Source organism: Pedobacter sp. WC2423, assembly GCF_040822065.1.
Taxonomy (GTDB): Bacteria; Bacteroidota; Bacteroidia; order Sphingobacteriales; family Sphingobacteriaceae; genus Pedobacter.
This window is the reverse complement of sequence record NZ_CP162005.1, coordinates 839,006-854,988: the sequence shown is the minus strand read 5'-3', so window position 1 is coordinate 854,988 and position 15,983 is coordinate 839,006. Positions and strand designations below refer to the sequence as shown.

Sequence of the window (15,983 nt, the reverse complement as noted above, 5' to 3'; positions counted from 1 at the left end):
ATACAAGGAAATTAGCTATGATGATAAGTTAGTTGTACTATTTTTTTGCGGAAAGACTATTGGATTTATTAAATACGGGGGTAATCGTAACACCGTCTTTGATATTCTGTATACCCTCATAGACGATATTTTCGCCAGCTTTTAGTCCGCTGCTTACCACATAATATTCAGCAAGCTTCATTTTAGGTACAAAACTTTTCATTTTCACTGTATTCTTTTCATCAACCACAAACACGTAGTTTTTGTCCTGAATTTCAAAGACAGACTTTTGAGGTACTAACAGGCTGCCTTCCAGTTTAGATATCAATTGGACTTTACCTGAAGCACCGTGTTTGAGTATGCGATCGGGATTGGGGAACATTGCTCTATAGGCAATTGAACCAGTACTTCCGGAGAAGCTGCTCTCCTGCGTCTGTATTTTGCCTTTGAGCGGATAAGTATTACCGTCCGAAAGTATCAGTGCAGTTTCTGCATGTGTAGAAAAATGCCCCTTGCCTGTACGCATAAATTGAAGATATTCATTTTCTGAGATATCAAAATAGGCATACATATTACGGCTATCGGACAAGGTTGTCAATAGTGCTCCTTCACTCACCAGACTACCAGTTTTTAAAGGTATGCGGTCTATAACACCTTCAAATGGTGCGCGGACGGATAAATAGGAAAGTTTTTGATTGGCATCATCAATGATTGACAAGGCTTCGCTCGCTTTAGCTTCAGCTTCTGCAAGGCGGGCCGTTCCCAGTGTCAGTTCTGATTTAGATATAACTTTTTTCTCTACCAGAGTTTTAATCCGCCCGAGTTCGACCTCGGCAATCTTTACGGATGAATGAGCACTTGCTAATTGTGATTTAGCCTGGTTTAGCTTAATCAAGTATTCTTTGTCGTTCATTTTAAAAAGCAGCTGTCCTTTTTTTACTTGCTGCCCTTCATCAACCAGTATTTGTTCAATAAAGCCTTGTACTCTGGCCCTGATTTCTATATTACGGACCGCCTGAATGTCTGCAACATAATTAAGTGCAAGAGCGGTATCAACTATTTTCAATTTAACAACAGGGATTTCCGTTAATTTCTCCTCCTTAGTTTTGGCGCTGTTAGTGGAGCATGCCTGGGTAACTACCATCATAAATATGATGAATATCCAATTTAATTTCATTAAGTATATATTGTTATATAAGTACTGAAGCTTAGCTATGCGCCGGGCATATTTCATCCGCGATGCTATATCAAAGCTTCGTTTTTTCGTTTCTGAATTTCATACAAAGTACCGGACCAGCCCCATAATTGTTATAGCGTGATTCAGTACACTTCCTGTTTTCAACAGGAGAAAGAATAATTTTAATGGGAATCTAGAAGACCGAAAGCCTGTACAGGAAAGATAGTTGCTCCGAAACGAAATAAGGAGATTCGTAATTCAGTTTAACAAATGAGTTCAGATACCGGATATACTGTAACTCTTTAACATAGGGAGAATGGTCGTCATTTCCCTCTATCAGATGTTTAAACTTTTTGCGATAGCTTGTAACTTTTCCTCTTACTGAGGAAGTAGTTTGACGCAGCAGGTCATTTTGATGAAAGAGTACTTCTGCCGTGTTAAAACTCGACTGCAAAATCTCCGAACGCAGAGATCTTTTTTTTGTGACCGTAGTTTTAAAATCACCAGTACTTATGACAAGCAAGAGCAGCGATGCAAGAAACCCAAGGCTCCACATTCTTGATTGTTTATACCTAAATATGATTTTAAAGTCCATAGATACTTAATCGTGTGCCGCAAATATACAATCCTTTGCTTCGCAAATATAATTTGAGTTGTAACAGACTTGTAACAGTAGCGAGATTATCTGTAGGGTGTGCCTGGCGGGTAATAAGATTCTTATCTTCCAATGTTCTCAATACCTTTGATACCATCATCTTAACATTATCATTATCCAGAAGGTATAGTAAAATAAAAAACACTCCCTATGCCTAAATCACTATTTACCCAGATTTTCCCTCCATGCCTCAATACAAAATCAACGATAAGATTTAATCCGAGTCCTGTCCCCTTTTCTCCATTTGTACCATAAGTAGTATAATTTGATTTACTGTTAAGGAGCTCCAAAACTTTCTCTGCTGGCACTCCAATCCCATTGTCAGCTACAGAAAAGAGCACATGACTTTCTTTTTTTAATACATTGATAGTTATTTCTCCTCCAGTATGTGAAAATTTGATAGCATTGGAGAGTAAATTTCTGACTATAGTTTCCAGCATTTCTTTATCTGCATAGATGCCCACATCCGGCTCTGTTTGGTGTACTATCCGAATAGATTTCTTATTGGCCATTGGCAAAACATTATGCACTGATCTTTCTATAAGGTTTGAAATATCAGCAATTTTCACAGGATGAAAACCAATCGCATTAAATTGCGACTTCGCCCAAATCAACAGCCCTTCTAAAAGCTCATTTGCATTCGATAATTCTTGCTTGATCATGGAGAGATGCAGGTGAATATCATCAACTGAAATTAAATAAAGATCAGCTAGTGTCATTTCTAAAAGCTCCAGACTACCTGAAATTGGATTCCTGAGGTCATGACCAATAATGGAAAGGAGCTTGTTCTTCTGCTCATTTGATGCAGTTAACTCCGAATTCAATGTTTTCAATGCATTTTCCTGAAACTTCCTGGCTGTTACATCTCTCATACTCCCTTCAGTGCCTGCAATCCGGCCATCTTCTAAAATTAACCTGGCATTCACAGATACATATCTTAGTTCCTTATCTGCTGTTTTTAGTCTGACCTCAAAATCAATTACTGTACCGTCATTTTTCAAACTATTGATAATCCTTGCTCTATCTTGAGGATAATAGTAAAAATCAGAAACAGGCTGGCCAATAATGGCGGCTCTGGAAAAGCCGGAATATTGAAGAATTGACGGGCTGATTTCAGTCACTAACCCAGATTGATCAGCCTGATAAAATACGTCTTGTACATTTTCAAATATAGAACGGTATTTCTTTTCGCTTTGCTTCAGGTCACCTTCAATTTCTTTTCTATTAGTAATGTCTTCAATCTGTGATACATAATGAAGTGCCCTGCCCTGGCTGTCTTTTAACATCGTTGCCGCAATTACGACCCAGATTATATCGCCATTTTTATGAATATACCGCTTTTCAATTTTAAGACTTTCGGTAACATTATTAGCAAGATCAATAAGTTTGGCAATACTTTCCGGTAAATCATCCGGATGTGTAATATCTTGTATACACATAGACTGCAATTCTTGTTCAGTATATCCTGTGATCAGACATAAACTGGCATTAACACGCTTCCAGCATCCTTCAGGAGAGATTAAAGCCATCCCCACCAAAGAGTGTTCAAATGCCTGGCGAAATTGTTCTTCGCTCTGGTACAGATTTTCTTCAAGTTGTTTATGCTTCGTTATATTAAAACCAACGGCTCCTACTAAACTCATATTTCCTGAAGAATCTAAAAAAGGAAACTTGAAAGTCATAAAGTATTGAGGAAAACCTTCCTGGTCCCGGATAGTTTGTTGAAATTCTTTACTTTGCTTTGTTTTCAGGACTTCTGAATTGTTAACGAACGCATTTGCTGCCATATCATTACCGAAAATGTCCTTTTTATTTTTACCTATTACTGTAGACGGAAGCTGATGTGTATCTAAAAAATGTTTATTTGCATAGGTCAGGACATTGGCTGAATTAGTGATCCAGCAAAGACCAGGTATATAATCCATAAACACATGAAATTGTGTCTCTTGAAGCTTACTAGTTTTAATTGCTGTAATATCTTCACAATACAACACAAGTCCTCCGCAACCTGGTGTATTTGCAGTCCACTGATTAATTTGCCATTTGATCCATACCTTGGTTTTATCAATAGGATCTACCCTGTTTGTCTCTCCATTGTAATCAATACCAAGCAGACAATTATCAAAAATCTCCTGCCACTTGCGGCTATTTACCGTGAATAGTTCACTATGTAATTTGCCAACTACTTGCACCTCTTTAAGCCCATTAATGATCAACCATTGGTTAGACACAGCCTGAAATCTCCTATCTAAGTCTAAAATAGCCATGGAAACCGGGCTACTGTTTAAAATATTATTTAAATCAGCGAAAGAAAGCATAATTCACAAACAATTAATCTTTAATTAAAATTATACAATTAATAACCTGAAAAGGTAAGCATAAGCTTACAATTATTTGATATCATTTATAATTTCAAACATTTAATAATTCATTTAAGACCAAAAAAAACAACATTTCAGAGATAAGAATTATATATAAAACAATATAACGCTTTAATTCTTTAGTGTTACATTATATCAACATACGTAAAAAACAGGTTCTGGTTTGTTATTTAATATTTAAAACTTTTAATATATTTTTTTTGTTAAATAACCAGAAAACATCAGTTATTTCATCTAAAAACGAAATACTATTATCATAACCAAATATCACACGAATTGTTATTTTGATTAAAAATGATTAAACTTTTTTAACAGAAAAGTTCTTCTTACTTAAAAAATACAGATAATCAGTTTTTCCGATACGAACTAGCTTATTATAGTATAGCTATACCTTTAATATTCAATGCGCGTTCAGCTATTATTTTCCTATGCCTGTAAGCTTATTTATAAAAAATACTATTCAATAATTTATGGACTTTCTAAATAACCTTTATAAAGATATCTTCCAGCTAAGCCCGCAGCCAATGTGGATTTATGATATTGATACTTTACGTTTTCTTGAAGTCAATGAAGCTGCTATACGCCATTATGGATATTCCAGAGAAGATTTTTTAAGCATGACTATCAAAGAAATAAGGCCAGAAGATACTATCCCCAAATTTGAGCTGGCTATGGAGAATGTTCACAGGTATAAAGAGCGCTTCACAAACAAACGCTATAAACACTTAAAAAAAAACGGGGATATTATTTCTGTCGAAATTAAGAGTAATCTATTTGAATCAGATGGAAGGTCCGTTGAACTTATAATCGCTACTGATATAACTTCACAGTTACAATATGAACAAGCAGCAAAAAGATTAGAAGAAACGCTGTTCCTCAGTGAAAACAGATTTAAAGCACTTGTACAGGCAGGATCAGATTTAACATCCGTAATCGATATGGACGGAAAATATAAGTTTCTAAGTGAAAGCTGTATTAGTTTGCTTAAAATATATCCCGAAAAAATGATAGGTAAAACTGCCTATGATTATGTACACCCCGAAGACCGGGAAAGGGTTATAGAACAGATGAATTCTTTGCTTGAAGTTGAAAGGATCCACATAAAACCTTTCCGGTTCCTGAATGGTGACAATGAATGGCGATGGTTAACGACTACCGCAAGAAATATGCTTGGAGACCCTGCTATTTTAGGGATTGTGACAAATTCTACTGATATAACCGAGCTCATCAATAAAAATGAAGAATTAAGGCTAAGCAATGACAGGTATAAGTTAATGCTTAAGGCAGCAGATGAAGCTATCTGCGACTGGGATATTGAAAATGATATAGCTAACTGGAGTGTGGGTTTCAATGAAATTTTTGGTTATAATATGGATGTATATAACAATACATTATGGTCTGACAATATCTTTCCCGAGGATAAGGAACAAGCTTTAAAAGAGTTAAATGATGCAGTAAAAAATCCAGAAACAGAAGTGCTGCATTCTGAATACCGATTTTTTAAAGCAAATAGAGAAGTTGCTATTATCCATTATAGAGGCATATTTCTGCGGGATAAAGACGGAAATGCAATTAGAGCTATTGGCTCTTACAGAGATATTACAGCTTATAAAGAGACCATCTCCCGGGTGCAGAGACAGGCCATGCAATTGCAGGAAATTGCATGGACACAATCCCATAAAATCAGAGACTCTCTCGCGAAAATAATTGGATTAGCTGATTTGCTGAAGAATGAAGATTTTACCACTGATGCTCAAAAAGAGATTTTAACTTTTTTAAATGAATCCGCAACTGAACTGGATAAAGGAATCAGAAATATAGTCAGTATCACCTATACTTTAGATAAATCTTAATACCCGATTATTTAGCATAACCAGGCAACGAAAACCCTCTTACCTTAATAACGGTTATACCCAGCTGGAGCGCGGAACCGGGGAAACAGAAAAAGCAGCATCAGCAGCCATCTTTTATAAGAAATGGAAAGCTGCTGAAGCCGATATAAAATATGCTAAAATGAAGTCAGCATGGAAAAAAGAGCGGGGTTAACCTGCTTTCAAAGTCAAAAATTCCACCAGGTGCTGTTCCAGCAATTCGGTATTATAAGTTCCCTCAGTAGTATGATCTGTGAGCTCCAAACTATTATCGCCTACGGTAACCGTATAAGCATTACCTTCAATGATTTCCGGGAAACTGATGTTGACAATATCTGAAACATGAGCAAACTCAACTGCCAGGTTGCTCCCCAATTTTTCATTTACATAAGCAGGAAATTCAGTTTTTAAAAGATCAAATAAGCTTTCAGGACTTAATGGTTGTACGTTGTTTATAGAAATCATATGTTTTTTTTTCCATAAGCATCCAATAATGGTGCCCCAAAATCCAAACAGCCATTTACCCTTTCCTATGCAGCTAAAATGACCAGGCCCGCAAAAAGTGTATGATTTGAACGAATAACTGCCTTAAAAGAATATTATCCGGTAATTAACAAAATTTAAATAGTCTCTTAAACTTTTTCGTCATTTGTTTATCTTAGTTTTAGCCGAAACTAGTTATTCCTTATTCATATTTATGAAACTATTTATTACAATCCTTATTTCTTTCATTTGGTGTTTGCCTGTAATTGCTCAATCTCCTGTTAATGATACCAGAACAAAAACGCAAAAATATTTTCTTGAATATGACCCGAATGTATTACGTATAGAAGGCAATTCGTTACCTATAGGCATTATAGTGTTATCTGATATGGGGATAAAATCACAAACTAAAGGTTTTTTAAATGGTTTTGATGATTGGTCGAAATATAAAATTGAAATAGATAGCGGCAATTACTCGAATGGAAAAATCAAAATAAAAGGAAGTAGAAAAGTATATAAAAAAGGAGATTCACTAACGGTTAATGTCTACACAAAAAAATGGTTTTTAGGCGGTAAAGACAAGTGGCTATTTCTGCAAAAAATACCTTATAATTATGAAACAAGCATAAATATTTTAACCACAGAGAATTTTCCGAAAGCACCGGGTGACCATGTTCAGTTTGGTGTGAGAAAAAACTTTGATAACAAAATGTTTATTGATAAATGGACTCCGGTCAGGAAAAATTTAAAAGATTTCGTTTTCTTATTTAATGGTGTTCATATTTCGAAATCAAAAGATGATTTAAAAATTGATAATGACCCGACAAAAATTAAAAATAATAAAATACAGTTGATAACTTTATTAGCCAAAAATACGGCTATAACTGATACCCTTAACGTTCTGCTGGATTATGTTGCAAACTATCAGTTCAATGCACGATCAGCCGGAAAAGGTTATGATTTAAATGTTACTGCAGATATTTATCACGATTCGGTTATCAATGCTCAATTGTTAAAGATTAAGATACAAAATCAGGCTACACAGCAAACCTATAATTATTGGGTGAATACAAATGGAGGTTCGATTGATATTTCAACCAGAAGTGCAAATGGAAGTGACGGTGCAAATGGCCCGGATGGCCATGCCGGTACAACCGGGTCATCTGGCATAGTTTCGACGCTTACAGAAACTAAAATCAATAGCGACGGAACAACTGTCACTACAACCAGCACAGTAACTGGTCAGGGTGGAGATGGTGGCAATGGCCAGGATGGTGGAAATGGCCGGGATGGTGATTCAGGTGGCAATGGCGGAAATATTACGATTAATTATTCTCCCGGTGTTACCCCCTATCTGAATCTGATTAAAGCGTATAGCATCCCGGGTACAGGCGGATCTGGAGGTAAAGCCGGTAAAGGTGGCGCAGGCGGAACTGGAGGTGCTGGAAATCCGAATGGGAATAATGGTTCAAGTGGCAGCGATGGCCGCAAAGGTTTCGATGGTTATAATGGACGAAAAGGAAATGTGACTTTTAAAATGACCGGTCAGATAAGTTAAAACCGGAGCGGATTGATAATTAACCTTTTATTACCTTCCGCAGAACCAAAGTTTATTTATTTTTGTTAAGTTAACAATCACAATCATAGCCTTTAGACGAAACTTCAGCGCAATAGCCGGATGATAAATAACTTACTTGATAGTATACAAAATCTAATTACACTAAGCCCGGCCGAGATAGGCACTGTAACTGCTTTGTTTAAAGAAAAGAGCTATAAAAAGGGAGATTTCTTTTTAGAAGAGGGACGAATTTGTAAACAAGTTGGGTTTGTTGTAAAGGGATTAATGCGATACTACATTAATCATGATGGTGAGGAAAAAACATATGCCTTTTCACAGGAAAATAATTATGTGTGTAATTATGAAAGTTTTCTTCCCCAAAAACCATCTTCAAAAATCATTCAAGCCTTAGAAGATTGTATGGTTTTAACGATTTCGTACGATGACCTGCAATTGCTCTATGCGAACGTTCGTGAAGGGGAACGTTTTGGCAGGATAGCAATTGAAGCTGTTTTTATACAATTACTGAAAGATATCAATTCATTTTATACCGAAACTCCTGAACTGCGCTATGAGCGGTTTATAAATGCCCATGCAGACTTGCAACAAAGAATTTCCCAATATCACATAGCCTCATTTGTTGGGGTTAAGCCACAATCGCTTAGCCGTATCCGTAAAAGAATTTTTACCCGATTTTGATTTGTTAACCCAGGTGCATTAATGCCGGAAGTTGTTCTGATAATTTTGTGTTATTATTTAACATTTAAAACAAATTATCATGTCAACAAAAATTTCTTATACAATCGCACTTTTACTGGGACTGGGAATGATTTTTCTGGGAGCCCGCTTTTTCTTATCTCCTGAAGTTGCTACAGCCGGATATGGCATACACTTTAATGTAAATGGCGACTATTCTTTTCAATACATAAAAGGGATCAGAGACATATTTTCAGGGCTGCTGATCTGTGTATTTGTACTGATGAATGAAAGACGCGCTTTGGGCGTGACTTTATTAGCAGGGACCATGATTCCGGTTACCGATATGCTTATTGTTCTCAGCAAAAGCTACAATGGCGTTATTCAAGCTATGCCCCACATCATTGCGATCGTCATTTGTGCGGTATTCGGGATAATCTTACTTACAACTAAATCAAAAAAACAATTATGAAAACTCAGGGATATATTAAACTGATTAGTTCAGCAGACAACAATGAAAACAGTGTGCTGCAATTAAATATTCTTCCGGGTGAAAAAACGCCATGGCATTTCCACACTTTATTTTCAGAAACATTTGAGGTTTTAAAAGGGACACTGGAAGTAGGTAAAGGTAAAGATATCCACTATTTAAAGAAGGGGGATATCGTCACTATAGCACCGAACGAAAAGCATTATTATCATAATATTTCTAACGAGGAATGCAGGGTAACGACAACCCTTAATCCTGGCAATAAAAACTTTGAGAATTCAATGTTTATTCTAAAAGGGCTTGCGAAAGATGGCTTGGCAAATACAGCAGGAACTTCACGCAAGTTTTCAGATTTAGTGCTGTTTATATATTTAAGCAATTCCAGAATGGTAGGGTTTCAAAAAATAGCCGAACCGGTATTTAATTTTTTTGCTAAAGCAGCTATCAAAAACGGAAGTCTGAATAAATTGATAAAGAGATATTGTAATAGTCCTATTTGAAAATTCAAAAAAAATTAAACAAAGAATAAAATAGTTGGTTGTAACCTAAGCTCGATTAAATGCCTATAAAAGAAGCATTAATAAACAATCTTTAAAACAAATAATTATGGCAACTACAACAAAATCAAACGAAAAAGCAACTCCAAAAGCAAACACAAAAAAAACAGGTTCAAAACCAACTGAAAAAACTGGTAAGATGGAAAACTCCGAATTCCATGAATTCTTTGTGGATGAGTTGAAAGACATTTACTGGGCAGAAAAACATTTGGTCAAAGCTTTACCAAAAATGAAAAAAGCAGCTACCAGTCCGGAATTGGCCAATGCTTTTGAAAAACATACCGAAGAGACCAATACGCATATAGCAACCCTGGAGCAGGTATTTTCATTATTAGAAGAAAAGCCACAGGCCAAAAAATGTGATGCAATGGATGGCTTGTTAAAAGAAGCGGATGGTATTATTGAAGATACCGATGCGGGTACTATGATTCGTGATGCAGGTTTAATCCTTGCCGCACAGAAAGTAGAACACTATGAGATCGCAACGTATGGAACGCTTGTAGTATTTGCACAAAATATGGGCCATACCAAAGTTGCTGAGTTATTGCAATTCACTTTGGACAACGAAAAAGAAACTGACGCAGCATTAACAGAAGTAGCTGAAAGCTTCATCAATGAGGAAGCAGCTGCAGAATAATAGGATAGCAGGCTAAGTCAACATTAGCTTAGCCTGCTTCCATTTTGTTTAAATTTATGATTAGTATATAGTTACCCAATGGAGCGGAACTCCTCATCGCATTAACCTTCTATAAATTGAAGCATGAAAACAAAACCAGGGCGACCTTCCTACTTCTACCGCAACGGCCTTACTATAGTTTTCCTTATTTTATTTGTGATTACCCTTGGTGCCCAGGCATTAACAGGCTGGAAACAGCACAATAATGATTTAAAGGAAGCGCACGCACAGGAAATCAGTTTGGGTACTTATCTTAAAAGCGGTCATTTCATATCTGCAACTTTCGAAAACTTCGAAAGTGAATTCCTGCAAATGGCGTTATATGTGATGCTTACAATTTCACTCCGCCAAATTGGTTCGGCAGAGTCAAAACAACTCGACAAGCCCGAAGAAGTTGATCGGGAGCCCATCCCCTCACCAAATGCACCCTGGGCCGTAAGAAAGGGTGGATGGATTCTGAAATTATACAGTAATTCTCTTTCTATTTGTTTTGTCATTCTGTTTTTTGCCAGCTGGGCAATGCACTTATACGGAAGCTGGGATAACCACAATGCAGAACAGTTGTCCAAAAAGCTACCAACAGTAACTATAATAGATTACCTTGGAGAGTCAGAATTCTGGTTTGAGACCTTTCAGAACTGGCAAAGCGAGTTTCTATCTGTAGCCTCAATAGTGTTTTTAACCATTTATCTACGCCAAAAAGGCTCGCCAGAGTCAAAGCCGGTCGATGCCCCACATTTGGAAACTGGTAAATAATAACTACTTATAAAAATTCACCAGTAAATATAAAACCGGATAGTTTTCTGACTACCCGGTTTTATATTTACTGGTGAATTTCTTATGGTTGTCCGCCGCCACCGGCTGCACCATAAATCTGGCCTGTAGCATAACTGGCGTCAGCTGCTGCCAGTTGAACATAGATAGAGGCTAGTTCAGCTGGCTGTCCTGGTCTGCCAAATGGTGTATCACCTCCAAAGTTTTTGAGTTTTTCCATAGTAGCCCCACCACTTACTTGCAAAGCAGTCCAGATCGGACCCGGCGCAACGCCATTTACACGAATACCTTTAGACGCTAATTGCTTGGCAAGCGACCTTACATAGCTGGTATTAGCTGATTTAGTTTGTGCATAATCAAACAATTCTGCAGAAGGGTCAGTAGCCTGCACAGATGTTGTCGAGATGATAGCAGATCCAGGTTTCAAATGCGGCAATGCAGCTTTTGTAATCCAGAAAGGAGCGTAAATATTGGTTTTCATGGTTGCATCAAAATCCTCAGAAGAGATGTCCAGAATCGATTCCCTGGTTTGCTGGCGCCCTGCGTTGTTAACCAGGATGTCCAACCCTCCCATACCTTTCACTGCTTGTGCTACTAATTTTTTACAAAATTCTTCTTCCCGCAAATCACCAGGAATGGCAATCGCTTTACGCCCTTCTTTTTTAATCAGTTCAATCACTTCTCTGGCATCAGATTCTTCTGCCGGAAGGTAATTTATGGCTACATCTGCTCCTTCTCTTGCATAAGCAATTGCAGCAGCCCTGCCCATACCCGAATCACCGCCAGTAATCAGTGCTTTACGCCCTGCCAAACGACCGGAACCTTTATAACTGGCTTCACCATGATCAGGTCTTGGATCCATTTTACTGACCAGCCCGGGCCAGGGTTGCTTCTGTTCCTTAAATGGAGGTTTGGGATATAAACCTGTCGGATCTTCAAGACCTTTAGCCAGAGAAAAACTGCTTAATCCTGATTTTGAAGCTCCCAATACAGGGGTCGCTGCCAGAGCGGCTGCCCCAAAAGCAAGGTTGCCTATTACCTTACGACGTGTGATTTTGTTCTTTTCATTTTCCATTGTCATTGTTTTTAGATTTACCTTTGATTAGTCTCCGGATTCTCCTGACCAGTAAAACTTATTCCAGAAGAACAGATTTTGTTGGAGAATAAATAGCTGTATCATACCTGCAGATCATAATTGATGATAATTTTTTCGAGATCCTGAGTTGGGGGACCATTCAGGACTTTGCCTGAAATATCAAATCTGCCGCCGTGACAGGGGCAATCCCAGCTCTGCTCTGCATGGTTAAACTGTACTATACACCCTGCATGTGTACAGGTTGGGTTTAATGCCGTAATTTTACCCGTTGCATCTTTATAAACTGCTAATTGTTTATCCTCAAACTTGACAAGCTTCCCCTCGCCTGCTTTTAATTTCTGAAGCTCATCAAGTCGTTCAAATGAAAAACGGTCAGCCAGAAAATGCCAGGCCACATCTGCATTTTCTTTTACAAATGCTTTGAAACCTGCCAATGGTTTTAACCTGGAAGGATCAAACAATTGTTGATATTTATTTTTCTTTCCCAGGATAAGATCTGCTATAATTCTGCCGGAAAGTGTACCGAACATCATTCCATTACCATTAAAGCCGGTGGCAACAAAAATATCCTGATCATGACCAGGAAGTTGCCCGATGTAAGGTAAACCATCTGCTGGCACATAATATTGAGCAGACCATTCAAAGTCTACAGATTCGACTTTGTAGTACTGGCTTACATAAGTTTTCAGATTTTCAAAAGCCTTATCGGGATCACCATGACCAGTTTTATGGTCTTCTCCGCCCACGAGCAGATATTTTTGCCCATCAATAATATGTGTTCTGAAGTAATGATAAGGTTCCTGCATATCATAAGCTAAACCTGCAGGGTACTGGTCATCTTTTAATCTTAAACCAATCACATAACTCCGATAGGGTGCATTGCTTAAATCCAGCAGGTTTATCCCTGGGGGCATATGTGTGGCATAAACAATTTTATTGGCTTTTATGGCTACTGAACCGGCTTTAGCGATGTGACTATCTCCTTCAGGTTCATAAGATATGATTGGTGTATTTTCAAGGAGTATTCCGCCTAAAGCTATATATTCAGCAAGCAATCCGTTGATATACTTCAAAGGATGAAACTGCCCTTGCTGTTCAAATTTAATTACAGTTGAAAAAGGAACTGGCACATCACTTTCAGTTGCGATTTCAACTTGCAGGCCTGCTCTTTTAGATGCTTCAAGAATTTGTATTAACTCCTTGTTTTCCTTTTCATTTTCGGCATACAGCCAGGCTTGTTTAAACTCCAGATCGCAATCAATCTTCAAGTCTTTTACAAAACTACAAATGATATCAAATGCTTCTTTACCGGCCTGGGCTGTTAACTTTGCAGCATCATGTCCGAAATCACTTTCGATCTCTGGATAAGTCGCATCGAAAAAGGTGTTTAAATGTGCGCTGGTACCACTGGTTGTCCCAAATCCAGCAGAGCGCGCCTCAGCAATCACACAGTTCAGGCCTGCCTGCTGCAGCAGCAAAGCGGTGGTAATACCGGTGATTCCTGCGCCAACAATTAAACAATCGTATACTTGATCGCGATTAAAACCCTTTGTTTGCTGAAGATCGGGCATAATAGCATTTCTTTGCCATACGCTCAGGGTTGCACTATCTCTTTGGACAGTTAAATCTTGTTTGCTTTTATTCTCCATATTGTCATTCTAAATCATCACCTGCATAGTACTTTATGAGAAATTTTTAGTTGAAGCAGACTGAGGATGTTACTTATTTATATTTTTTAAACCATAACATCTTTATAATAAAGTTGTTTATAATTATTGTTCTTCCTTCAATAGCATAACCGATCTGCCGCCAACCGTAACAATTGATTCTGCCAGATAGTTAGGGTCACTGCTTACCTGGAGCATAGTATTCATTACAGGAACCCATGACCTGCCATAAGCTGCTTCAGGCAATTTGTAATTGATTTGTTCAACACTTGAATTATAAATCATATAAAAGTTAACATCGGTAATCTTTTCTCCAGCAGCATCTACACTATTGATACCTTTACCGTTTAAAAATATAGCTATAGATTGCGCTTCTCCTATAGGTATATGCCAGTCCTGTTCATTCATGGTTTGTCCTGAAGGTAGAAAACACGCAATATCATTTACTCCATTTTCTTTGACCGGGCTCCCTTTAAACCAATTTTTACGGCAAAAGACAGGATGTTGCTTGCGAATATGGATCAATTGCTTTGTAAAGTCTAATAAATCGTTGTCTAAGAGGCTCCAGTTAATCCATGATATTTCATTGTCCTGACAATATCCATTATTATTACCTTTTTGCGAACGTCCCATTTCATCACCTGCCAATAGCATCGGCACGCCTTGAGATAGGAAAAGAGTGGCCAGAAAATTTCTTTTTTGTTGTGCTCTGGCCGCATTAACAGTTGCATTTTCTGTCGGTCCTTCTACGCCAAAATTAAAAGAATGGTTATGGCTTTCCCCGTCACGATTTTCCTCACCATTAGCCTGGTTATGTTTTTCATGATAAGAAACCAGGTCGTTCAATGTAAAACCATCATGGGCAGTAATAAAATTGATACTGGCCGTAGGTTTTCTCTCATTCTGGTACAAATCAGCACTACCAGTGAGCCGATTAGTAAACTCGGGCAAATTAGGTGCAGTATGGTTCCAGAACTGGCGAACTTCGTCACGGTATTTACCATTCCATTCTGCCCAGCCCGGTGGAAATTTCCCAACTTGATAACCATCTTCACCGATGTCCCAGGGTTCAGCAATAAGTTTGACCTGAGCTCCGTGTTTACTACTTGAACAGTAGCGTGAATCAGGAGCGAAAAAACCTATCGTATGGTAACCCCAATAATTACTCAGGCCTTTTTCTTCAAGGTGTCTGTCACTTAAAAAGTCATGAACAGGCATTAGCTCAATGGCTGTTATACCAAGCCTTTTCAGGTAGTCAATCATAACCGGGTGCCCGACTGCTGCATAAGTTCCACGAATTGTTTCGGGAATACCAGGATGTAGTTTAGTGAGCCCCTTTACATGTGCCTCATAAATAATTGAATTTTCATAAGTAATATCGGGGCGCTTATCATCGTGCCAGTCAAAGGCAGGATCAATAACTACAGATTTAGGGACGTAAGGGGCACTATCTACTTCACTATAGCTCAAATCATCATCTTTGTTGCCAATGATGTATCCAAAAAGTGCATCGTTCCAATCAATTTTTCCCGCCATCGCTTTTGCATAAGGGTCTGCAAGTAGTTTATGCGGGTTAAAACGATGTCCATCCTGGGGTTCATATGGTCCATAAACCCGAAACCCATACAATTGGCCGGGACAGATACCTTCAACATAAATATGCCAGATCAGGTTTGTCCGCTCAGTGATTTTCAACTTGATTTCAGTATCCTCGTTCTCAGCATCAAACAGGCACAACTCTACTCCTGTTGCATTTTCAGTATACAAGGTGAAATTTACACCATTGCCGTCCCAGGTAGCCCCTTGTGGAAATGATTTTCCAGGTAAAATTTTTAATTCCATCAGTATTTATGATTTGATAATTTCATGTTAACAAATTAATATAAACTGTGTTTTAGCAAATGCGCTAAGCCGGAAATTGCG

Annotated in this window: 16 protein-coding genes; 8 read left to right on the top strand and 8 right to left on the bottom strand. The window is 37.9% G+C overall.

Going from position 1 to position 15,983, the window contains the following annotated elements; all coding sequences use genetic code 11:
• Window positions 1–37: 37 nt before the first annotated feature.
• The 4 genes from AB3G38_RS03155 to AB3G38_RS03140 form a co-directional block, all read right to left on the bottom strand.
• Complete coding sequence (locus AB3G38_RS03155; protein ID WP_367867049.1) at window positions 38–1,126, bottom strand: efflux RND transporter periplasmic adaptor subunit; 1,089 nt, start codon at window positions 1,124–1,126, stop codon at window positions 38–40.
• Between the two features lie 223 nt (window positions 1,127–1,349).
• Window positions 1,350–1,712: a hypothetical protein gene (locus AB3G38_RS03150; protein ID WP_367867048.1), complete on the bottom strand. Its 363-nt coding sequence runs from the start codon at window positions 1,710–1,712 to the stop codon at window positions 1,350–1,352.
• 28 nt (window positions 1,713–1,740) lie between these two features.
• Complete coding sequence (locus AB3G38_RS03145) at window positions 1,741–1,911, bottom strand: hypothetical protein (RefSeq protein WP_367867047.1); 171 nt, start codon at window positions 1,909–1,911, stop codon at window positions 1,741–1,743.
• Window positions 1,912–1,924: 13 nt separating this feature from the next.
• On the bottom strand, window positions 1,925–4,078 hold the full coding sequence (locus tag AB3G38_RS03140; RefSeq protein WP_367867046.1) for a PAS domain S-box protein: 2,154 nt from the start codon (window positions 4,076–4,078) through the stop codon (window positions 1,925–1,927).
• Window positions 4,079–4,662: 584 nt separating this feature from the next.
• Here AB3G38_RS03140 and AB3G38_RS03135 point away from each other — a divergent pair.
• Window positions 4,663–6,045: a PAS domain S-box protein gene (locus AB3G38_RS03135; protein ID WP_367867045.1), complete on the top strand. Its 1,383-nt coding sequence runs from the start codon at window positions 4,663–4,665 to the stop codon at window positions 6,043–6,045.
• Entirely contained in the window at window positions 6,035–6,238 is a 204-nt protein-coding gene (locus AB3G38_RS03130) for a DUF4385 family protein (protein ID WP_367868745.1), read from the top strand. The genes AB3G38_RS03135 and AB3G38_RS03130 overlap by 11 nt, the downstream gene beginning before the upstream one ends.
• Here the strand turns inward: AB3G38_RS03130 and AB3G38_RS03125 are convergent.
• On the bottom strand, window positions 6,235–6,528 hold the full coding sequence (locus tag AB3G38_RS03125) for a hypothetical protein (RefSeq protein ID WP_367867044.1): 294 nt from the start codon (window positions 6,526–6,528) through the stop codon (window positions 6,235–6,237). The two genes, AB3G38_RS03130 and AB3G38_RS03125, sit on opposite strands and share 4 nt — an antisense overlap.
• A gap of 232 nt (window positions 6,529–6,760) precedes the next feature.
• On the opposite strand from AB3G38_RS03125, the gene AB3G38_RS03120 reads away from it, so the two are divergent.
• The 6 genes from AB3G38_RS03120 to AB3G38_RS03095 all read left to right on the top strand — a co-directional run bounded on the left by AB3G38_RS03120 (window position 6,761) and on the right by AB3G38_RS03095 (window position 11,279).
• A complete protein-coding gene (locus AB3G38_RS03120) occupies window positions 6,761–8,104 on the top strand; it encodes a hypothetical protein (protein ID WP_367867043.1) in 1,344 nt (447 codons plus the stop codon).
• A gap of 120 nt (window positions 8,105–8,224) precedes the next feature.
• Window positions 8,225–8,803, top strand: coding sequence for a Crp/Fnr family transcriptional regulator (locus AB3G38_RS03115; RefSeq protein WP_367867042.1), 579 nt, complete (start codon window positions 8,225–8,227; stop codon window positions 8,801–8,803).
• A gap of 79 nt (window positions 8,804–8,882) precedes the next feature.
• On the top strand, window positions 8,883–9,272 hold the full coding sequence (locus tag AB3G38_RS03110) for a DUF4267 domain-containing protein (RefSeq protein ID WP_367867041.1): 390 nt from the start codon (window positions 8,883–8,885) through the stop codon (window positions 9,270–9,272).
• Complete coding sequence (locus AB3G38_RS03105; RefSeq protein WP_367867040.1) at window positions 9,269–9,790, top strand: cupin domain-containing protein; 522 nt, start codon at window positions 9,269–9,271, stop codon at window positions 9,788–9,790. The genes AB3G38_RS03110 and AB3G38_RS03105 overlap by 4 nt, the downstream gene beginning before the upstream one ends.
• Before the next feature lie 106 nt (window positions 9,791–9,896).
• Window positions 9,897–10,484, top strand: a complete 588-nt coding sequence (locus AB3G38_RS03100; protein ID WP_367867039.1) for a ferritin-like domain-containing protein — start codon at window positions 9,897–9,899, stop codon at window positions 10,482–10,484.
• Window positions 10,485–10,607: 123 nt separating this feature from the next.
• Window positions 10,608–11,279 carry a DUF6766 family protein gene (locus tag AB3G38_RS03095; protein ID WP_367867038.1) on the top strand — a complete coding sequence of 224 codons (672 nt, stop codon included), beginning with the start codon at window positions 10,608–10,610 and terminating at the stop codon, window positions 11,277–11,279.
• An 82-nt stretch (window positions 11,280–11,361) separates the two neighbouring features.
• On the opposite strand, the gene AB3G38_RS03090 is transcribed toward AB3G38_RS03095, so the two are convergent.
• From AB3G38_RS03090 to AB3G38_RS03080, 3 genes are all read right to left on the bottom strand, one after another.
• Window positions 11,362–12,372, bottom strand: coding sequence for an SDR family oxidoreductase (locus tag AB3G38_RS03090; protein ID WP_367867037.1), 1,011 nt, complete (start codon window positions 12,370–12,372; stop codon window positions 11,362–11,364).
• A 101-nt stretch (window positions 12,373–12,473) separates the two neighbouring features.
• On the bottom strand, window positions 12,474–14,042 hold the full coding sequence (locus AB3G38_RS03085) for an FAD-dependent oxidoreductase (RefSeq protein ID WP_367867036.1): 1,569 nt from the start codon (window positions 14,040–14,042) through the stop codon (window positions 12,474–12,476).
• Between the two features lie 123 nt (window positions 14,043–14,165).
• A complete protein-coding gene (locus AB3G38_RS03080) occupies window positions 14,166–15,902 on the bottom strand; it encodes a glycogen-debranching protein (RefSeq protein ID WP_367867035.1) in 1,737 nt (578 codons plus the stop codon).
• Window positions 15,903–15,983: the final 81 nt, after the last annotated feature.